An 18,275-nucleotide genomic window follows, 5' to 3' on the forward strand; every position below is an offset into this window, starting at 1 on the left:
GGCAGGCGCTCCGTCCCGGTGGTAGGACCGAGCCCCCCCGCCCGAGGAGATCGCCTGCGATCGAGCCGGCGTTCCCGCGGGCGGATCTCCAGGCGCCGGGGCACGCGGGGCAGCGCGGGCGTGGTGCATGGCTGAGCCGTTCAGCCCGGTCACCGCGCCAGGCGCGCCCACCACCGGTGCCATGGCGGCGCGTCCTGCCAGTTGAGCCGGAGCGTCCGCCAGGCGCGGTCGAGCCTGTGCACGCGCTGCGCGTGCCCGCGCAGCGACCGGGCGGACACCCCGACGCGCAGGAAAGGGTCGAACCGGATCCGCCGACCGGGACCGAGCGCGAACGCGAGGTCGAGGTCGTCGTGCACCTCGGGGTCGTCGCGCCGGACGGCGGCCCGGACCTCCAGCCACGACCTGCGGCGCACCGCCATGCTGGACCCCCACAGCGGGGTGTGGCCGAGCGCGAGGTGCGCCAGCACGTAGTACGCACCCAGGTAGGCACCGGACGCGACGTCCCGCACCATCGGAGCCAGGTCGAAGAACCGACCGGAGCCCGTCACGGCGTCGAGCCCGGGGTCGTCGGCCATGCGCGCGGCGATGCGCTCCACCCACCGCGGGTCGGGGCGCGAGTCCGCGTCGAGGCGGGCGATGACGTCGCCGCGGGCGCGGTCGTACCCGGCTGCGGCCGCGCTCGGGATGCCGACGCGCGGCTCCGACACCACGGTGGCGCCCCACGCCCTGGCGACCGCGGCCGTGGCGTCGGACGACCCGTTGTCCACGACCACGACCTCGGACGGTGCGACCGTCTGGCGGCTCAGGCGTTCGAGGCACTCGCGCAACGCGGGCGCGTCGTCGCGGACCGGGATGACGACCGAGACGGTCGGGCGGCTCATGCGACGACGAGCCGACGTCGGCGGGCCAGCGCGAGCCCCGCGACGACGCTGCCGGTGAGCCCCGCGGCGAGGTCGCCGACCGTGTCCTGGTAGCCCACGTGGATGCTCGGGTCGAGGAAGGTGTGCCCCGCCCACTCGCCGATCTCCCACAGCACCGCCAGCGCGCCGCCCGTCCCCGCGACGAGCACGACGCTCCCCCACCGTGGGCGGCGGGCGCCGTCGACGAGGTCCGAGGGCAGGACACCCCAGCGCACGAGCGCGAGCACGGCGACGAGCGCGACCAGGCCGGTCGCGACCGCGTGTACCGCGACGTCCAGCCAACCCACCGCGTCGTACCACCCGAGCTGCGCGGCCCAGGCCGCCAGCAGGAGGGCACCGCAGTACGCCACGTCGAGCGACGCCGGGACCCCGATCACCCGCGGAACGAGCGACCCGCCGAGAACGAGGAGGAAGAGCGCGGTCGCCACAGGCCCGGACAGCCAGGTCCCGACGACAACGCTGACCGCGGCGAGCGCCCGGACGAGATCACCAGGGACGACGCGGCGCGGCCACGCGGACGCCTGCAGCATGGGTGCGCCTTCCGGGGTCGAGATCCGGCCCGCGCCGCACCTCCGAGCACGGGCAGCTCCTCGACCCGGACCCCCATGGTGCGCCACGGCCGACGGTCGCGCCGGGCGAGACTCGGTCCGTCGGCCCCGGCTTGCGGGTACACCTCGCCCTGTGCGAGTCGCTGCCGTCCGCCGACGACGCCGTCGACCTCGTCGCCGCGCAGCTCGTCGTCCCGTTCGTGACCGACCCCGTCGCGGGGCTGGCGGAGCTGGTCCGCGTGACCCGGCCAAGATCGTGGCCGCCTACGCGTCCTTCGACGAGTGGTGGGGGACGCGACGCAGCAGCACCGCGACGGCGACCGCTGAGAAGGCCAGGAGGACGGCGCCGAGCAGCTGCGTCGACTGGAACGCGTCGCCGAACGCTCCACGCGCCGCGTCGAGCAGCTCGCCGGCGGCCGACGGGGGCAGGTCGCGGGCGACGTCGATCGCGCGCCCGAGAGTGCCGTGCGCCGCCTGCCACGCCTCGTCGGGGACCTCGTCTGGCGGCGGCGGGGCCATCCCGTCGCGGAACACCACGCCCGCGACGCTCCCGAGCACCGCGATGCCCAGGGCTCCCCCGAGGTTGGTGCACGTCTCCAGCAGGGCGGACGCCCTCCCGGCCTGTCGCACCGGCGCGGCGGACACTGCCAGCCCGGTGGCGACGACGTACACGGGTGCGAGGCCGATCGACAGGATCACCGATCCCACCACGTAGAGCGGCAGCCCCCCGCCGTCCGGGACGGGCACGAGGAGGGCGAACCCCAGGGCGGACACCACGAGGCCGGCGGCCAGCGCCGCGCCCGGGCGCAGCCGGTGGGCGACGCGCGGCGCGGCCACGGACCCGGCCAGGTAGCCGAGCGCCGACGGGATCGTCCAGAGGCCCGCCTCGAGCGGCGAGAGCCCGAGCACGAGCTGCAGGTACTGCGCGAGCAGGAACTGCATCCCGTAGAGCACGAAGAAGGCGATCGCGTTCGTCGCGACCGGGAGCGCGAACGTCCGTCGCCGGAAGAGCTCGAGCCCGAACGTGGGGTGCCGGCGCTGACGGGTGAGGAAACCGACGCCCGCCGCCGAGCCGACGACCAGCGCGACCAGCGGCTGAGCGCCTGCGCCGGACTCGGCGAGCCGGGTGACGGCGTACACGACCAGGAGCACGGCGACGACGGAGAGCCCGGCGCTGCGCAGGTCGACGGGTGCCGCGTCCTCGTCGCGGAACTCGGGCAGCAGGCGCGGGCCGAGCACCACGAGCAGCAGCATGACCGGGACAGCGACGACGAACACCGACCCCCACCAGAAGGCGCCGAGCAGCAGCCCGCCGACGACAGGACCGATCACGCCGCCGAGCGCGAAGCTCGCGGTCCAGACCCCCAGCGCCGTGCTGCGCTGGCGGGCGTCGACGAACATCGAGCGGATCAGCGACAGCGTCGACGGCATGAGCGTGGCGCCCGCGACGCCGAGCAACACGCGCGCGGCGACGAGCATCTGCGGGGTCGTGGACAGGGCCGCCAGCAGGGACAGCACGCCGTAGGCGCCGCCGCCCAGCAGGAGCAGCCGCCGACGGCCGACCCGGTCCGCCAGGGCACCCATCGTCATGAGCGAGCCCGCCAGCAGGAACACGTAACCGTCGACGATCCACAGCAGCTGCTCGTTCGTCGGGCGCAGCTGCTCGGAGATCGCCGGGAGTGCGAGGTGCAGCACGTTCGAGCCCATCGACACCACCAGGCACGGGAGCACCAGCACAGCGAGGGCCGTCCACTCGCGTGTCCCGGCGCGGATCTGGGTCTCGGCCATACACACCAGTCAACCGCTGTGAGCGGTGTCACACCACTCAGACGGTTAGAGTGGTGTTATGCGCGACGTGGGAAGTGCCGACGCGACCGTCCGGGCCGAGATCCCGCCCGCCGCGCTCGTCGTGAAGGACTTCGTCAACTCGGCCGATCTGGCGGCCGGCACCGAGGAGCTGTCGTCGCCCGCCGCACTCGGCGCGTGGCTGGACGCGCACGGCCTCGTCGGCCCGGCGGGCGCGCTCGACGACGCTGAGGTCGAGCGCGCCGTCGCGGTCCGCGAGGGCCTGCGCCAGCTGTTGCTCGTCAACGCCGGCCATGCCGCCGACGCACCCACGCTCGACCGGTTCAACGCGGCGCTCGCTTCGACGGCGCTCGTCGTCCGGTTCGACGCCGTGGGCGACCGCACCCTAGCGCCCGCAGATCCCGCACCCGTCGCGACCGCGGTGGCCCGRCTGCTCGCGGCGGTCGACCAGGCCCGCGCCGACGGCGTCTGGGAGCGGCTCAAGGTGTGCGCCCGCGACGAGTGCCGGTGGGCGTACTACGACGCGTCGCGCAACCGGTCGGGCCGGTGGTGCTCGATGACCGACTGCGGCAACCGCGTCAAGATGAGGCGCGCCTACGCCGCCCGGACCGGCCGCGCCTAGCCTGGACCGATGGACGTGATCGAGTGGTTGCTCGAGGGCGACCCCGCCATCCGCTGGCAGGTGCTGCGTGACCTCGCGGGCGCATCCCCCGACGATGTCGAGGCCGAGCGGGCACGCGTCGAGCACGAGGGCTGGGGCGCTCGGCTGCTGGCGCTCGAGGACGCCGACGGGCTGTGGGCGGGCGGCGCGTGCTTCCCCGCGGGCTACGCGGGCGACGAGCCCGGTCAGCCGTGGACCGCGACGATGCACACGCTGCAGACCCTGCAGCTCCTCGGCCTGGACCCGGCGTCCGCCTCGGCCCGCCGCGCCGTCACGCTCGTCGCGGAGAACGGGAGGTGGGAGCACGCGGGCCAGCGGTACTTCGACGGGGAGGTCGAGCCCTGCATCAACGGCCGGACCATCGAGTCGGGCGCCTACTTCGGGGTGGACGTCGCCCCTCTCGTCGACCGGGTGCTGGGCGAGCGCCTGCCCGACGGCGGGTGGAACTGCGAGGTCGAGAACGGGTCGGTGCGGTCCTCGTTCGACACGACGATCGACGTGCTCGACGGGCTGCTGGCGTTCGAGCGCGCGACGGGCGGGTCGCCCGCCGTCCGCGAGGCCCGGCACAGCGGCGAGGAGTACCTGCTCCGGCGCAGCCTGTTCCGACGACTGAGCACCGGCGAGGTCGCCGATCCCACGTACCTCGACCTCGCGTTCCCCTACTACTGGCAGTACGACGTGCTGCGCGCGCTCGACTACTTCCGCGGCGCGGGCGCCGACCCGGACCCTCGCACGGCGGAGGCCGTCGAGCACGTCCGCTCGCGGCAGCAGCCCGACGGACGGTGGCTGCTCGACCGCGTCCCCGCGGGTCGGGTCCACTTCGACCTCGAGGACGGCGTGGGCCTACCGAGCCGGTGGAACACCCTGCGCGCACTGCGGGTGCTCGCGTGGTGGGACGCCGGGAGCTGAGCAGGTAGACAATCGCCAGATGGGCGTCCCCAAGGAGACCGAGTCGAGCATCGACCTTCCGGTGTCGAAGGAGGTCGCCTGGCAGGCACTCACCAGAGCTGCACGTGCCGGCGAGACCCTCCCCGGCGCGACCTGGCACCTCGAGCACGCCGACGTCGCGATCGACTCCGCGACCCCGGGCGAGGGTGCGGGCGGCTCGGGGCGCTGGTACGGCATCGACTACCGCGTCGCCGCACACCTCGTGCCGCAGGGTGCCGGCCGAACCCTCCTGCTGCTGACCGCGGATCCCGGCGTCGAGCAGTCCGGCCTGGGCGGGGAGGTGCGAGTGTCCGCCTCGCACCGGCACGCCCGGCGCGACCTGGAGGCACTCGCGGCGGCCACGGGCGCCCAGGTGACGAACGGCGGCCGCGAGTAGCCGCCGCTCCCGCTAGTCGAGCTCGTCGGACGCGAGCAGGCCGACGTCCACCAGGTCGAGCGGGTGGACCCACGCGTCGGTGACGGGCACGCCCCCGGCCCGCGCGATCGCCCCGCGCAGCGGGATCGCCCAGATGTGCTCGATGAGCGCGATCGCGGCGGCGCTGCCGTCGGGGATCGAGTCCGCGACGTTCCACACCTGGGAGTCGTCGATGAGATGGCCGTCCGAGCCGGCGTCGGCGCCGGCGATGGCGCCGGCCTCGGCACCCTCCTGCCCCGCCAGGCCCAGCCCGAGCAGCGCACCGACGGTGGCGCCGAACTCCTCGGCCTCGGGGATCGAGAGGTCGCTCTGCCGGAACGCCTCGATGGCCCCGGCATCGTTCTTTTGCACGACGAGCACGTCGATCAGCCGGATCTGGTCGTTGTCACGCAGGTACGCGAGCTCGTCGAGGATCTCGCCGGTGAAGTTCGGCTGGTCGAAGGCGACCACGAGCAGCTGAACAGGTCCGATGGGCATGCTGATCTCCTGGGTGCGGTCTGGGGTGGGTGGTGACGGATCGGACGGGTCGCTCAGGCGTTGAGCACCTTCTGCTTCTGGGCGTCGAACTCCTCCTGCGTCAGGATGCCGGCGTCGAGGAGGCCCTTGAGCTTGGTGAGCTCCTCGTACTTGTCCTCCGGCGGTGCCGCGGGGGGCGCCTGGACCACGGGCGGTGCCTCCGCGACCGGGGCCGCCGCGGCCTGCTGCTCCGCCTCCGCCGCGCCTCGAGCCTCGCCACGCTTCGACGCGACGTGGGCCGTGGCCCCCAGGACTGCGGCCCGTCTCAACATGCGCGGCATCTCGATGCTCCTTCTGCTGGGGCTGGGCCCGGTGGCCCCGCCACGGTCTACCTCAGGCCATGCTCTGCCCGGCGTCGACCGGGTTGCTCACCCGTACGCGCGCTCACCCGGGTGAGCGGTCGGCGGTGGCGGGCTCGTCGAGAACGACAGCACCTCGAGCCCCAGGTCGAAGAGCTGGTGCAGGACGCCCTGGACGTGCGCCTGGTCCGTCAGGCACCCGATCAGCTCCGTCCGGCCCTCGCCCGCCGTGAGCGTCATCCCCTCGAAGGCGTCGCCGAAGCGCGCGTCGAGCTCTCCGGCGACGACGATCGTGCAGAGGACCATCTGCGCATCGTGCGCGACCGCATGGTCACGACGGACCACCCACGGGGCTGCTCACCCGGGTGGTCGGGTCGACCTCGTCGTCCATCGCGCGAAGCCTCGCGATCGCGGCGTCCCGCGACGCGACCCCGAGCTTGCGGTACGCCGCCTTCAGGTGGGACTTCACCGTGTTGTACGAGATGAACAGCTGGTCGGCGATCTCCCGCTGCTGCAGACCGTCGGCGGCGAGCCGCAGCACGACGACCTCCCGCTCGGACAGCTCCTCCCCGAACTCGGCGGCGTGACGGGTCGGGGCGGCCAGCTGGTCGCGCAGGGCCGCCGCGCGCGCGACGAGCGCGCCGGGGCCGGGTAGGCGGTCGAGGATCTCCTGCGCCCGGTCGACGGACTCCAGCGCCGCGGCGCCCTGGCCCACGTGGCGCTGGCCGGCAGCCAGCAGCAGGAAGGCGTTGGCCAGCCAGGTGCTCCGTGGCATGTCCTCCAGGACGTCGATCGCCGACCGGTACTCGGCCAGCGCGCCCTGCGGGTCCCCGAGGCGTCGCGCGCGCTCGCCCTGGGCCAGCGCCAGGATCGCGCCCGGCAGGGAGCGGTCGGCTCCGGCGACGCGGAGCGCCTCGGTCATGCGGTCGAGCAGCGGGTCCGCGTGGCTCGCTGCCTCGGCCGCCGACTCCGCCAGGCCCAGGTTGCCCACGGCGAAGGCCAGCATGATCGGGTTGGCGTCGGAGATCTCGCCCACCCCGCGCTGGAGCGTCTCGCTCGCCTCGGCGTCGCCCAGCAGGTACTGCGCCTGGCCCAGGCACGCGAGCGCGATGCCGTGCCAGCTGCGGTTCGGCGCCCCGGCGATGGCGCGCAGGGCCGCCGCCTGCGCCCGCGCCACGTCGTGGACACCGGTCACGCTGTCGAGGAAGTCGACCCGGAAGCCGAGCGTCAGGCCACCGGCGTCCCGTTCATCCAGGGGCCCGGTGCGCGCCACATCGAGCCACTCCGTCGCCTCGTCGAGGCGGTTGTCCAGGCTCGCGGTGAGGGCGCGCGCGAACGCGAGAGCGGGGTCGCGGCGCGCCTCGGGCCAGGACAGCGCCGTGAGCCACCGGTCGAGCTTCGCGCGGCGCCCGCTGACCGACATCGGCTGTGCCTGACCGGCGACCAGGCGGGACGCGACCGCGACGTCGCGCGCGGCGATCGCGTGCTCGGTCGCCGCCTCGAGGTCACCGGCGGCCTCGAGCCACGCGGAGGCCCGCGCGTGCAGCGCCGGGACCAGGTCGGGCCTCGTCCGGGTGAGCTCGACGCGCAGCGCCTCGCTGAACAGCTGGTGGGCGTGGTACCACTCCCCCGCGCTGTCCACCGAGATGAACAGGTTCGCCCGCTCGAGGTCGGCCAGCAACGCGCCCGACCCCGTCGTCCCGGCCACCGCGTCGCACAGCGGGCCGTTGAGCCTGCTGAGGATCGAGACCTGGAGCAGGAACTGGCGCGTGGAGGGCTCGACGAGCTCGAGGACGTCCCGCGAGAGGTAGTCGACGACGTGCCGGCTGGCACCCGAGAACTGGTCGATGAATGCCGAGCGGCCGACCGTCGGCATGAGCAGGGAGGCGAGGCGCAGGGGGGCCGGCCACCCGCCGGTCCGCTCCGTCAGCCGTCGCTCCTGGTCGGAGGTCAGCCCGGCGACGCCGATCCCGTCGAAGAAGCGGGTCACCTCGGCGTCGTCGAACCGGAGCGCGTCCGCACGGACCTCGACCAGGTCACCCGAGGCCCGCAACCGCGCGATCCCCAGGGCCGGGTCCGAGCGCGTCGCGACGACCAGCTGGACGCGCGCCGGCCGGTAGCGCATGAACTCCGCGAGCTGCGCACTGATCGCCGGGGTCTCGGCGCGGTGGTAGTCGTCGAGGACGAGGACGACGTCGTCGGCACCGTCGGCCAGCTCGTCGTACAGCCGCGGGAGTGCGACGTCGACGATCTGCGCCGGTCGGGCGCGCATCGCGGCCAGCGTCGCCTCGCCGACGCCCGCCTCGGCCATCGCCAGCGCGGCGACGACGTGCGTCCAGAACCGCTCCGGCTCGCCGTCGCCCGCGTCGAGCGTCACCCAGGCGAACCGCTCGGACGGATCGGCCCGGACCCACTCGGCCAGCAGGGTGGTCTTCCCGTACCCCGCGGGCGCCGAGACCAAGGTCAGCGGGTGACCGCGACCCTCGCGCAGCGTGTTCAGGAGCGCGGGTCGCGGCACCGAGCCGCGCGGCGGTCGGGGCGGGGCGAGCTTCGCCCGGACCACGCCGAGATCGAGCGTCCGCCGCGGCGTGCCTGCCCGCTCCGAGCCGATGTCGTGCACCACGAACTCTCTCCCCAGGGCCGCTTCGGTGAAACCCTAGCCCGGGAAGGTGTCAGACCGGGCAGATCGGGCGTTCGGGGTCGCGGTCACCCGGGTGAACGTGGCGGGGGGTGATCCCGCACCCCGACCGGCCGTCGGACGATCGCACCGAGCCCCCGACACGGGTCTCGCGACTGCCCGCGCACGCGACGGGTGCTCGTCTCCACCACGAAGGAGCCCCGCCATGGACCTGTCCGCGACGTTCGGAAGCGGTGACGTGCTGCTCTGGATGCTGGAGTTCTTCCTCTTCATCATCTGGTTCTGGCTGCTGATCGCCATCTTCAGCGACCTGTTCCGCGACCCCGACACCGGCGGCGGCGCGAAGGCCCTGTGGGTCGTGCTGCTGATCCTGCTGCCGTTCCTGGGCATCCTGCTCTACCTCATCGTCCGGGGTAAGGGCATGGGCGAACGCCAGGCCAAGCAGATGCAGGCGGCCCAGTCCGCATTCGACGACCGGATCCGCACCGCGACCGCGTCGTCGCCGTCGTCCTCGCCGGCCGACCAGATCGCCCAGGCCAAGGCGCTGCTCGACTCCGGTGCCATCGACCAGGCCGAGTTCGCGAAGCTCAAGGCCGCGGCGCTCGGATCCTGAGCCACCTACCGAGAAGTGAGGACGATCTGATGAGCGAGACATCGTTGGACCAGCTGGGACCCGTCGACTACGTCGTCGTGGAGTTCCCGGCCGGACAGAGCAGCTTCACCGGGGAGATGATCGACGAGCTGATCAAGCTCGTCGACGCCGGGACCATCCGCGTGATCGACGTGCTGGTGCTGACCAAGAACGAGGACGGGTCGGTGGACGCCATCGAGCTGTCCGACATCCCCCAGCTGGGCGAGCTGCAGAAGATCGAGGCCGAGCTGGCCGAGCTCCTCGCGGCCGACGACGTGGAGAACCTCGCCGCCGCGATGGACGCGGGCACGGTCGCCGGCGTGCTCATCTGGGAGAACCTGTGGGCCGCGGGCTTCGCGTCCGCCGCCCGTCGCTCCGGAGGCCAGCTCATCGCCGACGGCCGCATCCCGATCCAGGCGATCATCGCGTCGATCGAGGCCGACGCCGCACTCGAGGAGGCCTGACATGCCGCTCCGCCCTGCACGTGTCGGGAGGGTCGGCGTCATCGGCCACCCCGTCGCCAAGACCGCCGTCGTCGCCAAGGCGATCACGCCCGGCCCCGCACCGATCGCCAAGACCGCCGTCGTCGCGGCGGCCGTGACCCCCGGGCGCCGACGCCGTATCTAGTACGCCGCCCGACCCGACACCGCCGAGAGGGACGTACATGAGCGAGAACCGCAGCGACCTGGCCGTAGGCCTGAGCGTCTTCGCCGGGACACTGATGGTGCTGATCGGGATCCTGCACGCGATCCAGGGCGTCGTCGCACTGGTCAACGACTCGTTCTTCCTGGTCGGGCCCAAGTGGACGTTCTCGTTCGACGTCACCACCTGGGGCTGGATCCACCTGCTCGTCGGCATCCTCGTCGCCTTCGCCGGTTTCTTCGTCTTCCGTGGCGCGATCTGGGCTCGCACCGTCGGCGTCCTGCTCGCCGCGTTCAGCGCGATCGTCAACTTCGCCTGGCTGCCCTACTACCCGGTGTGGGCCCTCGTGGTCATCGCGTTCGACGTCTTCGTGATCTGGGCCCTGACGCTCCACGGTCGCGACGTCGCCGCCTGAGCGCACCGAGCCATGGGATCACCGGACGGCATCGCCGGGGTGTTCGACCGCGCCGCCGCGACGTACGACGATGTGGGCGTGCCGTGGTTCGGGCCGATCGCCGCCGGCCTGGTCGAGGAGCTCGCCGTGGCGGCCGGCGAGCGGGTGCTCGACGTCGGCTGCGGTCGGGGTGCCGCGCTGGCACCCCTGGCGTTGGCGGCGGGTCCCGCCGGGTACGCGCTCGGCATCGACCTGGCTCCGGCGATGGTCGAGCTCACCGCCCGCGACCTGGCGGACCTCCCGCAGGTCGAGGTCCGGGTCGACGACGCGCGCGCGCCGGACCTCCCCCCGTCGTCCTTCGACGTGGTGGCGTCCTGCCTGGTGCTGTTCTTCCTGCCCGACCCCGCACACGGCCTGCGCGCGTGGACCGAGCTGCTGCGGCCCGGTGGCCGGCTCGGCGTGACGACGTTCGGGGAGCAAGACGAGGGGTGGCGGGCCGTCGACGCGCTGTTCGACCCGTACCTGCCGCCCGCGATGCTCGACGCCCGCACGAGCGGGCGGCGCGGGCCGTTCTCGTCGGACGGCGGCATGGCGGACCTGTGCACGGCCGCCGGTCTGGTCGACGTCCGGACGGTGCACCGGACGGTCGAGGCCAGGTTCCGCGACCCGGAGCACTTCCTCGAGTTCTCGTGGTCGCACGGTCAGCGCGCGATGTGGGAGGCCGTCCCGCCGGGCAGCCGCGACACGGTGCGCTCCGACGTGCTCGACGCGCTGGACAGCCTGCGCGACGCCTCCGGCCGGATCGTCCTCGGACAGGACGTGCGGCACACCCTCGCCCGGCGGCCCTGACCGATTGCGCCGGCGGCGAACCTGGGGCATATCCGCCCCGCCGCGCTCGCTGTACCCGCCGTGGAGCCTGAGCCCCTGGACGCGTACTCGCGCACGGTCGTCGCCGTCGCGGAGGCGGTGCTGCCCAGCGTCGCGAGCCTGACCGTCCGCACCGCCCGCGGCACGGGGGCCGGCAGCGCGAGCGTCATCACCACCGACGGGTACCTGCTCACCAGCGCGCACGTCGTCGCCGGCGCGACCCTGGCCGAGGCGGCATTCAGCGACGGCACGACGCTGCCGGCGGACGTCGTCGGACGCGACCCCCTCTCCGACCTCGCGGTGCTGCTCGCCCGGGGCGACGTGCCCGCGCCCGTCGAGCTCGGCGACGCCGCCGGGCTGCGCGTGGGCCAGCTGGTCATCGCGCTGGGGAACCCGCTGGGCCTGGCCGGGAGCGTGACGGCGGGCATCGTGTCGGCGCTCGGCCGGTCGCTCCCGACGGCCTCGGGCCGCGTGGTCGACGAGGTCGTGCAGACCGACGCCGCGCTCAACCCCGGCAACAGCGGCGGCGTGCTGGCCGACAGCGCCGGCCGGATGGTCGGCGTGAACACCGCCCTCGCCGGGATCGGCGTGGGTCTGGCGGTGCCGATCAACGCCACGACGCGGGAGATCATCACCACGCTCATGACCCGCGGGCGGGTGCGCCGGGCGTGGCTGGGCATCATCGGCGCGCAGGTGCCCCTCCCGCCGCAGCTCGCCGAGCGCATCGGCTCCCCCACCGGCCTGCAGATCGCCGGCGTCCAGCCCGGCAGCCCGGCGGCCCAGGCCGACCTGCACCGCGGCGACATCGTGGTCGAGCTCGACGGCAGCCGGGTGGTCACCTCGACCGCCGTGCAGAAGCTGATGGTCGAGGACGCGATCGACCGCCGGATCGAGGTCACGGTCTGGCGCAACGGCGCCCTGGTCGACGTGCTCGTCTTCCCGCGGGAGCTCGTCACCTAACCGGCCGCCAGTCGCTCCGCGCTCCGGTACGCCAGCGCGAGGATGGTCAGCACGGGGTTGAACCCGCCGTTCGTCACGTGCACCGACCCGTCCATCACCCAGAGGTTGTCGTGGCCGTGCACCCGGCCGTGGGGGTCCGTCACCGAGGTCGCGGGGTCGTCGCCCATGCGGCAGGTCCCCGCCTGGTGCTGGCCCGCGGTGACCCCGGTCGGCGCCGGGCCGGACGGCCAGACGCGCGTGGCACCGGACGCGTCGAGCCACTCGAGCGCGGCCGCCTCCTGCCGGCGAGCGGTGGCGAGCGTCATCGCGTGCTGACGCCCGGACAGGCGGGCGACGGGCATCCCGTGCCGGTCGACCAGCCGCGCGTCGAGCGTCACGCGCAGGTCGGGCATCGGGATCTCCTGCACGGGTCCGACCACGTGGCTGGTGCGCCGGTACAGGTCCCGCATCGCGTGCTTGCCGGCCAGGCCCCAGCGCGGCGCGTCCGGCGGGAGCGCGGCGAACCAGTATGCGATCGGCAGCTTGATCACCTCGTTGGCCAGCACGCCGGCGCCGATCGTCCCCGGCAGACCGTTGACGTAGTCGCAGGTCGCGATCCGCACGTTCGGCCCCGGCCCGTCGATGACGGGCTCGTCGAAGAGGCCGAAGCCGCCGACGTAGGGGTGGCCCTGCAGGTGGCGGCCCACCTGGTCGCTGTGGTTGCCGAGGCCGTCGGGGTGGGCCGCCGACCGGCTGGCCAGCAGGAGGCGGGCCGTCTCGATCGCCGAGCAGGCAAGCACGACGTGGCCCGCCTCGACCGTGCGGCGGGCGCCCGTCGCCTCGTCGACCGCGACGACGCCCGTGACCGACCCGGTGGGCCCGGTGCGCACCTCGAGCACCCGTGCGCCGGTCACCAGGACGCACCCGGCCGCGACGGCGGCCGGCAGGACCGTGTTGTACGGACCGTTCTTCGCGTCGCTCGGGCACGCGAACCCCACGCACTCACCGCACTGCACGCAGCGCCCCCGGCCGCCCCGCGGCACGGAGTTGATCAGCAGCGGGACCGGCCCCGTGGACAGCCCGAGCCGCTCGGCGCCGCGGCGCAGCACCCGGGCCTCGGTGTTGTCGGGCAGCGGCGGCATCGGGTAGCCGGCGGACCTCACGCCCTGGTTGCGGTGCGCGGTGCCGTCGCCCGACACCCCGAGCTCCTGCTCCACCCGCGTGTAGAACGGCTCGAGGTCGGCGTACGCCAGCGGCCAGTCGGCCAGCGAGCTGCCGTCGGGCACCCCGTGCGTGCTCGCCAGGCGGAAGTCCTGCGGCGTCAGCCGCCACGCCATGCCCTGGTACACGCGCGTGCCGCCGCCCACGGTGTACGGCAGGGCGCTGTAGCCCGGTCCCCACGGCGGCTCGACGCGCTCGGTGCCGTCAAGATCGACGACCACCCGCKGGCCGCCGTCCTCGAGGTAGGGCGGCGTGTTGTGGCCGTACCGGCTGACCCGGAAGTTCCGCAGGTGGTCGTTGCCCACCTGGTCGTACGTGAGCATCTCGCCGCGCTCGAGCAGGAGCACCCGCAGTCCCGCGCGGGTGAGCACCGCGGCCGCGACTGCCCCGCCGGCCCCGGCGCCGACCACGACGACGTCGTAGCGGTCGGCCGCCTCCGACAGKCGCCGGGTCGCAAGAGGCGGCGAACCGAGCAGACCGGAGTCGCGCCGCGGGCGCGGGTCGTAGCCGACCATGGCCCACCCCGGGGCGTCCCGAGCGCCGTAGTACTGCTCCGCGACCAGCTGGATCATCGTCCGCGCGAAGGCCGCGCTGTCGACCGGCCACGGCACCGCCGTCCGGCCCGCCAGGAGGTCCTCGACGGACTCGTCGGCCAGGTGCGCGAAGCCGGGCCCCAGCAGAGTCGTCCACGGCTCGCCGTCGGCGCCGGCCCGCAGCGCGTCCACCACCCCGGCCTGCGACGCCGACGGGAAGTCGTCCTCCGGCACCACGAGGTCGACGAAGGCGGCGACCTGCGTCCAGTCGATGCGCACGACGCCAGTGTCACGCCTGCGGGGGCTGCACGGTCGAACGGYGTACCAGCGCGTCGCTGCGTCGTCGGCACCCAGGAGAAGGCGCCATGGGGCACCGGGCTCATCGGCTCGACGCTGGTCGCCGCCCGGCCGGGCGAGGACACGCTCGTCCGCGGACGAACGCCTGACCGACGCCTCTATGTTGTGACGGTGGCCAGCCACTCCACAGACAACCTCATCGGCGCCGTGCGCGAGCTGGAACACCCACGACCGCGGCCGACGGTCAGCCGCAGGCGCTCGTCGCCCTGGACGCCTCGGACCGAGGCATCGACCACGTGCTCGGTCAGCCTGAGCAAGCCGCGACAGTTCGCGCCGGCGAGGTGTCACGTTCCCGGATCCGGCACGGTCGAGAGGGTGTGAGCATGACGAAGAGGATCGTGGTCGTCGGCGGTGGCTACTCCGGGTTCTACGCGGCGTGGAACCTGGAGAAGACGCTGCGTCCCGACGAGGCGCAGATCATCGTGATCGACCCGCGCCCGTACATGACGTACCAGCCGTTCCTGCCCGAGGTGATGGCCGGCTCGATCGAGGCGCGCCACGCGGCAGTCTCGCTGCGCCGGCACCTCAAGCGCACGCGGATCATCGCCGGGCAGGTCACCAGGGTCGAGCACGCGCGCAAGACGGTCGTGGTGCGCCCGACCGACGGTGACGACCTCGAGCTCGCGTACGACCTCGTGGTCGTCACCGCCGGCGCCGTCACGCGCACGTTTCCCATCCCGGGCGTCGCCGAGAACGCGATCGGCATGAAGCACGTCGAGGAGGCGATCGCGATCCGCGACACCCTGCTCACCGCGTTCGACCGCGCGTCGGTGCTGCCCCCGGGCCCGGAGCGTCGGCGGCTCCTCACGGTGACGTTCGTGGGCGGTGGGTTCTCGGGCGTCGAGGGCTTCGGAGAGCTGTTGTCCCTGGCCACCGGGCTGCTGCGCTCCTACCCGGAGCTGAGGCCCACGGACCTCAGCTTCCACCTGGTCGAGGCCGCGGGCCGGATCCTGCCCGAGGTGACCGACCGTCCGGGCAGGTGGGTGGTCCGCAACCTCGAGTCCCGCGGCGCGCACGTGCACCTGAACACGCAGCTGGTGTCGGCCGTGGACGGGCACGTGGTGCTCTCGACCGGCGAGGAGCTCGACTCCGAGCTGATCGTGTGGGCCGCCGGCAACGCCGCCAACCCGGTGGTCGCCCGGCACACGGACCTCCCGGTCGACGAGCGCGGGTACCTGGTGGTCGGGGCGGACCTGCGGGTCGGCCCGCGGGGCGCGCCCGTGGCGGATGCGTGGGCGGCGGGCGACGACGCCGCCGTCCCGGACCTTGCCGTTGACCTGCCGGGCCGGCGCACCGTGCCGAACGCGCAGCACGCCGTGCGCCAGGGCCGGCACCTCGCCATGAACATCGCCGCCGTCCTGCGCGGTCAGGGGACCACGGACTACGTGCACGAGAGCCTCGGGGTCGTCGCGACGCTCGGCGTCGGTCACGGGATCTTCGAGTACCGACGCATCGTCGTGAGGGGTCTGCTCGCCTGGCTCATGCACCGCGGCTACCACCTGCTGGCCGTGCCCACGTGGGAGCGAAAGATCCGGGTGCTGGCCGGGTGGCTGGCGATGGGCGTCTTCGGGCGCGACATCGTGTCGCTGGCGAACGTCCAGCACCCCCGCGACGCGTTCGTTCGCGGCGGCGTTCCCGACTAGGCCCGCGGCGGCACCCGCAGCCCGACGGCTCCTCCGTCGACGCCCAGCAGCGTGCCCGTGGTCGAGCCGGCCAGCGGGCTGGCCAGGTACGCGATCGCGTGCGCGACCTCGTCGGCCGTGACCAGGCGTCCGATCGGCTGCCGGGCGCGGAGCGCGGCCTCCGCGGCCTCGGGGTCGTCCGCGGCCGCGAGCAGCCGATCCACCCAGGGCGTCTGCGCCGTGCTCGGCAGGACGGCGTTGACGCGGATCCCCTCGCGCACGTGGTCGGCCGCCATGGCCAGGGTGAGCGCGGCGATCGCACCCTTGCTCGCGGCGTAGAGGGCGCGCTGCGGGTAGCCGGCGACGGCGACCATCGAGCACGTGTGCACGATCGCCGCGCTGCCCGACGCCCGCAGGTGGGGCAGCGCGGCGCGGGACACCCGAGCGGTGCCGACGACGTTGACGTCGAGCACGCGCGTCCACTCCGCGTCGTCGTTGGCCGCGACGTCCCCGACGGCGCCGATCCCCGCGTTGTTGACCAGCACGTCGAGACCGCCGAGCTCCTCGACGACCCGGGCGACGGCGGCGTCCACGGCGGCGCGGTCGGCGATGTCGCACACCACACCGAGGTCGCTCGCGGAGTGCTCGCCCGCGGTCGGGTCGAGGCTGGCGACCCGTGCGCCGCGGGCCTGCAGGAGCGCGACGGTGGCTGCGCCGATGCCGCTCTCCCCGCCGGTCACGATCGCGGTCAGTCCGGCGAAGTCGGTCATGTCGTCTCCTGAGGGTGGACCAGCACCTTGCTGGCGGTGAGCTCGCCCTTGGCCAGGGCGCGGAAGGTGTCGGGGGCCTGGTCGAGGTCGACGTGCGCCTCGACCAGCGGTTCCAGCGCGGCGGCGTGGTCACCCACCCAGGCGGCGGTCTCGACGAAGGCGCCGTCGTCGTAGGAGAACGTGCCGATGATCGAGCGTTCTCCGGTGCTGACGGCGTACGCGGCGAGGTCAACGGTCGGCGCCGCCATACCGACCAGGACGATGCGCGCGCCCGGTGCCGACACCTCGAGCGCCGTGGCCAGGGTGCGGCTGGACCCGACGGCGTCCACGACGAGCGTGGGACGCCGCGAGCCGAGTCCGTCCGGGTGCACCGCGGCGAAGCCGAGGCGCGCGAGCAGGTCACGACGGTGCTCATCGAGCTCCGCGACGACCACGTCCGCCGCGCCGAGCCGGCGGGCCGCGAGCGCGACGGCCTGGCCGATGGGCCCCCCGCCGATCACCAGGAGCTCGTCGCCCTCGAGGAGGCCACAGCGCTGCACCGCGTGGAAGCCGACCGCCAGCGGTTCCACCAACGCGCCGAGGTCGGGCGGGGTGCCGTCGGGGAGCGGGACGACGTTGCGGGTGGGCGCGACCATGCGCTCGGCGAACGCGGCGCTGAGCTCCGGCTGCACGCCGATCACTCGCCGCTGGAGGCAGCGCTGCGCCTGGCCCGCGGCGCACGCGGCGCAGCGTCCGCACCCGAGCACCGGGTTCACCGTGACCACGCGCCCGGGCGCGTGCGTGCCCGTGCGGTCCTCCACCACGCGCGCCACCGTCTCGTGGCCCATCACCTGCCCCGGGTGCCGGCGGCCAGTGTCGCCGGTGTACCCGTGCAGGTCGGAGCCGCAGATCCCGGTGGCCAGGATCTCCAGCAGCGTGTCGGTGGGACCGGGCGCCGGCTCGGGACGGTCCTCGACCGCCATGTCCCAGGGTCCGCGGAAGACGAGTGCGCGCACGGTTCAGCTCCTCGGGTCGACGTGGATCTTCGGGGCGGCGCCCCAGCTGCGGCCGCCCAGGACGTCGGCGACGTCGTCGAGCCTCACGGTCGCGGCGACGAGCGGCCGGGGGTCGACCGCGCCGGTGGCGTACAGCTCGACGATGCCCGCGAGGCCGCCCGACGCGCTGAGCACCCCGACGGCGGTCACGTCTTTGAGCGCGAGCAGCCGGGTGTCGACCAGGCTCGGCTCGGTGGACAGCCCGATGTAGACGACGCGGCGGCCGGGCTCGACGAGCTCCGCCGCCAGGGCCGGCATCGCCGGGCCGTTCGTCGCGTCGATCACGCCGTCCCACGCCAGGTCCGGCAGCGTCTGGCGGGTCCACACGCGCTCGAAGCCGATCGACCGCGCGAAGGCGGTCGACGTCGCGCTGCGACCCAGGAGGTGGACCTCGACGCCGTGCGCCGTGGCGATCTGCGCCGCGAGCAGGCCGATGGCGCCGGGTCCGAGCACGAGCAGCCGCTCGCCCGRCTCGAGCGCCGCGCCGCGGACCGCCCGCAGCGCGTTCCCGCCC

Annotated in this window: 21 protein-coding genes and 1 pseudogene; 11 read left to right on the plus strand and 11 right to left on the minus strand. The window is 74.1% G+C overall.

Annotated features, from left to right (window positions below):
- Positions 1-149 precede the first annotated feature (149 nt).
- Entirely contained in the window at positions 150-881 is a 732-nt protein-coding gene (locus AC1DYZ_RS06535) for a glycosyltransferase family 2 protein (RefSeq protein ID WP_477064393.1), read from the minus strand.
- On the minus strand, positions 878-1,450 hold the full coding sequence (locus AC1DYZ_RS06540; RefSeq protein WP_477064394.1) for a DUF2238 domain-containing protein: 573 nt from the start codon (positions 1,448-1,450) through the stop codon (positions 878-880). Before AC1DYZ_RS06540 ends, AC1DYZ_RS06535 begins: the two co-directional genes overlap by 4 nt.
- A 2-nt stretch (positions 1,451-1,452) precedes the next feature.
- Between AC1DYZ_RS06540 and AC1DYZ_RS06545 the strand changes: the two are divergent.
- Positions 1,453-1,710 (plus strand): annotated as a pseudogene (locus tag AC1DYZ_RS06545) (methyltransferase domain-containing protein); the annotation flags it as partial.
- A 22-nt stretch (positions 1,711-1,732) separates the two neighbouring features.
- Here AC1DYZ_RS06545 and AC1DYZ_RS06550 read toward each other — a convergent pair.
- Complete coding sequence (locus AC1DYZ_RS06550; protein ID WP_477064395.1) at positions 1,733-3,256, minus strand: MFS transporter; 1,524 nt, start codon at positions 3,254-3,256, stop codon at positions 1,733-1,735.
- 58 nt (positions 3,257-3,314) lie between these two features.
- On the opposite strand from AC1DYZ_RS06550, the gene AC1DYZ_RS06555 reads away from it, so the two are divergent.
- Genes AC1DYZ_RS06555 through AC1DYZ_RS06565 form a run of 3 tightly spaced genes read left to right on the plus strand, consistent with a single transcriptional unit; the run spans position 3,315 to position 5,259 of the window.
- Positions 3,315-3,896: a CGNR zinc finger domain-containing protein gene (locus AC1DYZ_RS06555; RefSeq protein WP_477064396.1), complete on the plus strand. Its 582-nt coding sequence runs from the start codon at positions 3,315-3,317 to the stop codon at positions 3,894-3,896.
- A 9-nt stretch (positions 3,897-3,905) separates the two neighbouring features.
- Positions 3,906-4,844 carry a hypothetical protein gene (locus AC1DYZ_RS06560; protein ID WP_477064397.1) on the plus strand — a complete coding sequence of 313 codons (939 nt, stop codon included), beginning with the start codon at positions 3,906-3,908 and terminating at the stop codon, positions 4,842-4,844.
- Positions 4,845-4,863: 19 nt separating this feature from the next.
- Complete coding sequence (locus AC1DYZ_RS06565) at positions 4,864-5,259, plus strand: hypothetical protein (RefSeq protein WP_477064398.1); 396 nt, start codon at positions 4,864-4,866, stop codon at positions 5,257-5,259.
- A 12-nt stretch (positions 5,260-5,271) separates the two neighbouring features.
- Here AC1DYZ_RS06565 and AC1DYZ_RS06570 read toward each other — a convergent pair whose 3' ends face one another.
- The 4 genes from AC1DYZ_RS06570 to AC1DYZ_RS06585 form a co-directional block, all read right to left on the minus strand.
- A complete protein-coding gene (locus AC1DYZ_RS06570; RefSeq protein ID WP_477064399.1) occupies positions 5,272-5,775 on the minus strand; it encodes a hypothetical protein in 504 nt (167 codons plus the stop codon).
- A 53-nt stretch (positions 5,776-5,828) separates the two neighbouring features.
- Positions 5,829-6,095 carry an SHOCT domain-containing protein gene (locus tag AC1DYZ_RS06575; RefSeq protein WP_477064400.1) on the minus strand — a complete coding sequence of 89 codons (267 nt, stop codon included), beginning with the start codon at positions 6,093-6,095 and terminating at the stop codon, positions 5,829-5,831.
- 87 nt (positions 6,096-6,182) lie between these two features.
- The gene (locus tag AC1DYZ_RS06580; protein ID WP_477064401.1) at positions 6,183-6,419 is read right to left on the minus strand and encodes a hypothetical protein; all 237 of its coding nucleotides are present in this window, start codon (positions 6,417-6,419) and stop codon (positions 6,183-6,185) included.
- Positions 6,420-6,444: 25 nt separating this feature from the next.
- A complete protein-coding gene (locus AC1DYZ_RS06585; RefSeq protein WP_477064402.1) occupies positions 6,445-8,736 on the minus strand; it encodes a winged helix-turn-helix domain-containing protein in 2,292 nt (763 codons plus the stop codon).
- A 220-nt stretch (positions 8,737-8,956) separates the two neighbouring features.
- Here AC1DYZ_RS06585 and AC1DYZ_RS06590 point away from each other — a divergent pair, with 220 nt between their 5' ends.
- From AC1DYZ_RS06590 to AC1DYZ_RS06615, 6 genes are read left to right on the plus strand one after another with little or no spacing between them, the layout of a single operon-like run.
- A complete protein-coding gene (locus AC1DYZ_RS06590; protein ID WP_477064403.1) occupies positions 8,957-9,364 on the plus strand; it encodes an SHOCT domain-containing protein in 408 nt (135 codons plus the stop codon).
- Positions 9,365-9,393: 29 nt separating this feature from the next.
- Complete coding sequence (locus tag AC1DYZ_RS06595) at positions 9,394-9,846, plus strand: DUF6325 family protein (RefSeq protein ID WP_477064404.1); 453 nt, start codon at positions 9,394-9,396, stop codon at positions 9,844-9,846.
- A gap of 1 nt (position 9,847) precedes the next feature.
- Positions 9,848-10,009 (plus strand): hypothetical protein, encoded by a 162-nt coding sequence (locus tag AC1DYZ_RS06600; RefSeq protein WP_477064405.1) that lies wholly within the window; start codon positions 9,848-9,850, stop codon positions 10,007-10,009.
- Positions 10,010-10,046: 37 nt separating this feature from the next.
- Positions 10,047-10,439, plus strand: a complete 393-nt coding sequence (locus AC1DYZ_RS06605) for a DUF7144 family membrane protein (protein WP_477064406.1) — start codon at positions 10,047-10,049, stop codon at positions 10,437-10,439.
- Between the two features lie 12 nt (positions 10,440-10,451).
- Positions 10,452-11,267: a class I SAM-dependent methyltransferase gene (locus tag AC1DYZ_RS06610; protein WP_477064407.1), complete on the plus strand. Its 816-nt coding sequence runs from the start codon at positions 10,452-10,454 to the stop codon at positions 11,265-11,267.
- Between the two features lie 60 nt (positions 11,268-11,327).
- On the plus strand, positions 11,328-12,245 hold the full coding sequence (locus tag AC1DYZ_RS06615; protein WP_477064408.1) for a S1C family serine protease: 918 nt from the start codon (positions 11,328-11,330) through the stop codon (positions 12,243-12,245).
- On the opposite strand, the gene AC1DYZ_RS06620 is transcribed toward AC1DYZ_RS06615, so the two are convergent.
- Entirely contained in the window at positions 12,242-14,257 is a 2,016-nt protein-coding gene (locus AC1DYZ_RS06620) for a GMC oxidoreductase (protein ID WP_477064409.1), read from the minus strand. The two genes, AC1DYZ_RS06615 and AC1DYZ_RS06620, sit on opposite strands and share 4 nt — an antisense overlap.
- A gap of 401 nt (positions 14,258-14,658) precedes the next feature.
- Here AC1DYZ_RS06620 and AC1DYZ_RS06625 point away from each other — a divergent pair, with 401 nt between their 5' ends.
- Positions 14,659-15,978 carry an NAD(P)/FAD-dependent oxidoreductase gene (locus tag AC1DYZ_RS06625; protein WP_477064410.1) on the plus strand — a complete coding sequence of 440 codons (1,320 nt, stop codon included), beginning with the start codon at positions 14,659-14,661 and terminating at the stop codon, positions 15,976-15,978.
- Here AC1DYZ_RS06625 and AC1DYZ_RS06630 read toward each other — a convergent pair.
- From AC1DYZ_RS06630 to AC1DYZ_RS06640, 3 genes are all read right to left on the minus strand, one after another.
- The gene (locus AC1DYZ_RS06630; protein WP_477064411.1) at positions 15,975-16,727 is read right to left on the minus strand and encodes an SDR family NAD(P)-dependent oxidoreductase; all 753 of its coding nucleotides are present in this window, start codon (positions 16,725-16,727) and stop codon (positions 15,975-15,977) included. The genes AC1DYZ_RS06625 and AC1DYZ_RS06630 overlap by 4 nt on opposite strands.
- Positions 16,724-17,722, minus strand: coding sequence for a zinc-dependent alcohol dehydrogenase (locus tag AC1DYZ_RS06635; RefSeq protein ID WP_477064412.1), 999 nt, complete (start codon positions 17,720-17,722; stop codon positions 16,724-16,726). The genes AC1DYZ_RS06630 and AC1DYZ_RS06635 overlap by 4 nt, the downstream gene beginning before the upstream one ends.
- A gap of 3 nt (positions 17,723-17,725) precedes the next feature.
- Positions 17,726-18,275, minus strand: a 550-nt coding sequence (locus AC1DYZ_RS06640; protein WP_477064413.1) for a zinc-binding dehydrogenase, incomplete at its 5' end; no start/stop codon positions are given.

The organism is Cellulomonas sp. P1_C4, from assembly GCF_056406355.1.

Coding starts and splice junctions, on each gene's coding strand:
- AC1DYZ_RS06590 (WP_477064403.1), top strand. CDS start 8,957: ATGGACCTGTCCGCGACGTTCGGAAGCGGTGACGTGCTGCTCTGGATG.
- AC1DYZ_RS06540 (WP_477064394.1), bottom strand. CDS start 1,450: ATGCTGCAGGCGTCCGCGTGGCCGCGCCGCGTCGTCCCTGGTGATCTC.
- AC1DYZ_RS06575 (WP_477064400.1), bottom strand. CDS start 6,095: ATGCCGCGCATGTTGAGACGGGCCGCAGTCCTGGGGGCCACGGCCCAC.
- AC1DYZ_RS06600 (WP_477064405.1), top strand. CDS start 9,848: ATGCCGCTCCGCCCTGCACGTGTCGGGAGGGTCGGCGTCATCGGCCAC.
- AC1DYZ_RS06630 (WP_477064411.1), bottom strand. CDS start 16,727: ATGACCGACTTCGCCGGACTGACCGCGATCGTGACCGGCGGGGAGAGC.
- AC1DYZ_RS06560 (WP_477064397.1), top strand. CDS start 3,906: ATGGACGTGATCGAGTGGTTGCTCGAGGGCGACCCCGCCATCCGCTGG.
- AC1DYZ_RS06625 (WP_477064410.1), top strand. CDS start 14,659: ATGACGAAGAGGATCGTGGTCGTCGGCGGTGGCTACTCCGGGTTCTAC.
- AC1DYZ_RS06565 (WP_477064398.1), top strand. CDS start 4,864: ATGGGCGTCCCCAAGGAGACCGAGTCGAGCATCGACCTTCCGGTGTCG.
- AC1DYZ_RS06550 (WP_477064395.1), bottom strand. CDS start 3,256: ATGGCCGAGACCCAGATCCGCGCCGGGACACGCGAGTGGACGGCCCTC.
- AC1DYZ_RS06570 (WP_477064399.1), bottom strand. CDS start 5,775: ATGCCCATCGGACCTGTTCAGCTGCTCGTGGTCGCCTTCGACCAGCCG.
- AC1DYZ_RS06605 (WP_477064406.1), top strand. CDS start 10,047: ATGAGCGAGAACCGCAGCGACCTGGCCGTAGGCCTGAGCGTCTTCGCC.
- AC1DYZ_RS06610 (WP_477064407.1), top strand. CDS start 10,452: ATGGGATCACCGGACGGCATCGCCGGGGTGTTCGACCGCGCCGCCGCG.
- AC1DYZ_RS06595 (WP_477064404.1), top strand. CDS start 9,394: ATGAGCGAGACATCGTTGGACCAGCTGGGACCCGTCGACTACGTCGTC.
- AC1DYZ_RS06535 (WP_477064393.1), bottom strand. CDS start 881: ATGAGCCGCCCGACCGTCTCGGTCGTCATCCCGGTCCGCGACGACGCG.
- AC1DYZ_RS06580 (WP_477064401.1), bottom strand. CDS start 6,419: ATGGTCCTCTGCACGATCGTCGTCGCCGGAGAGCTCGACGCGCGCTTC.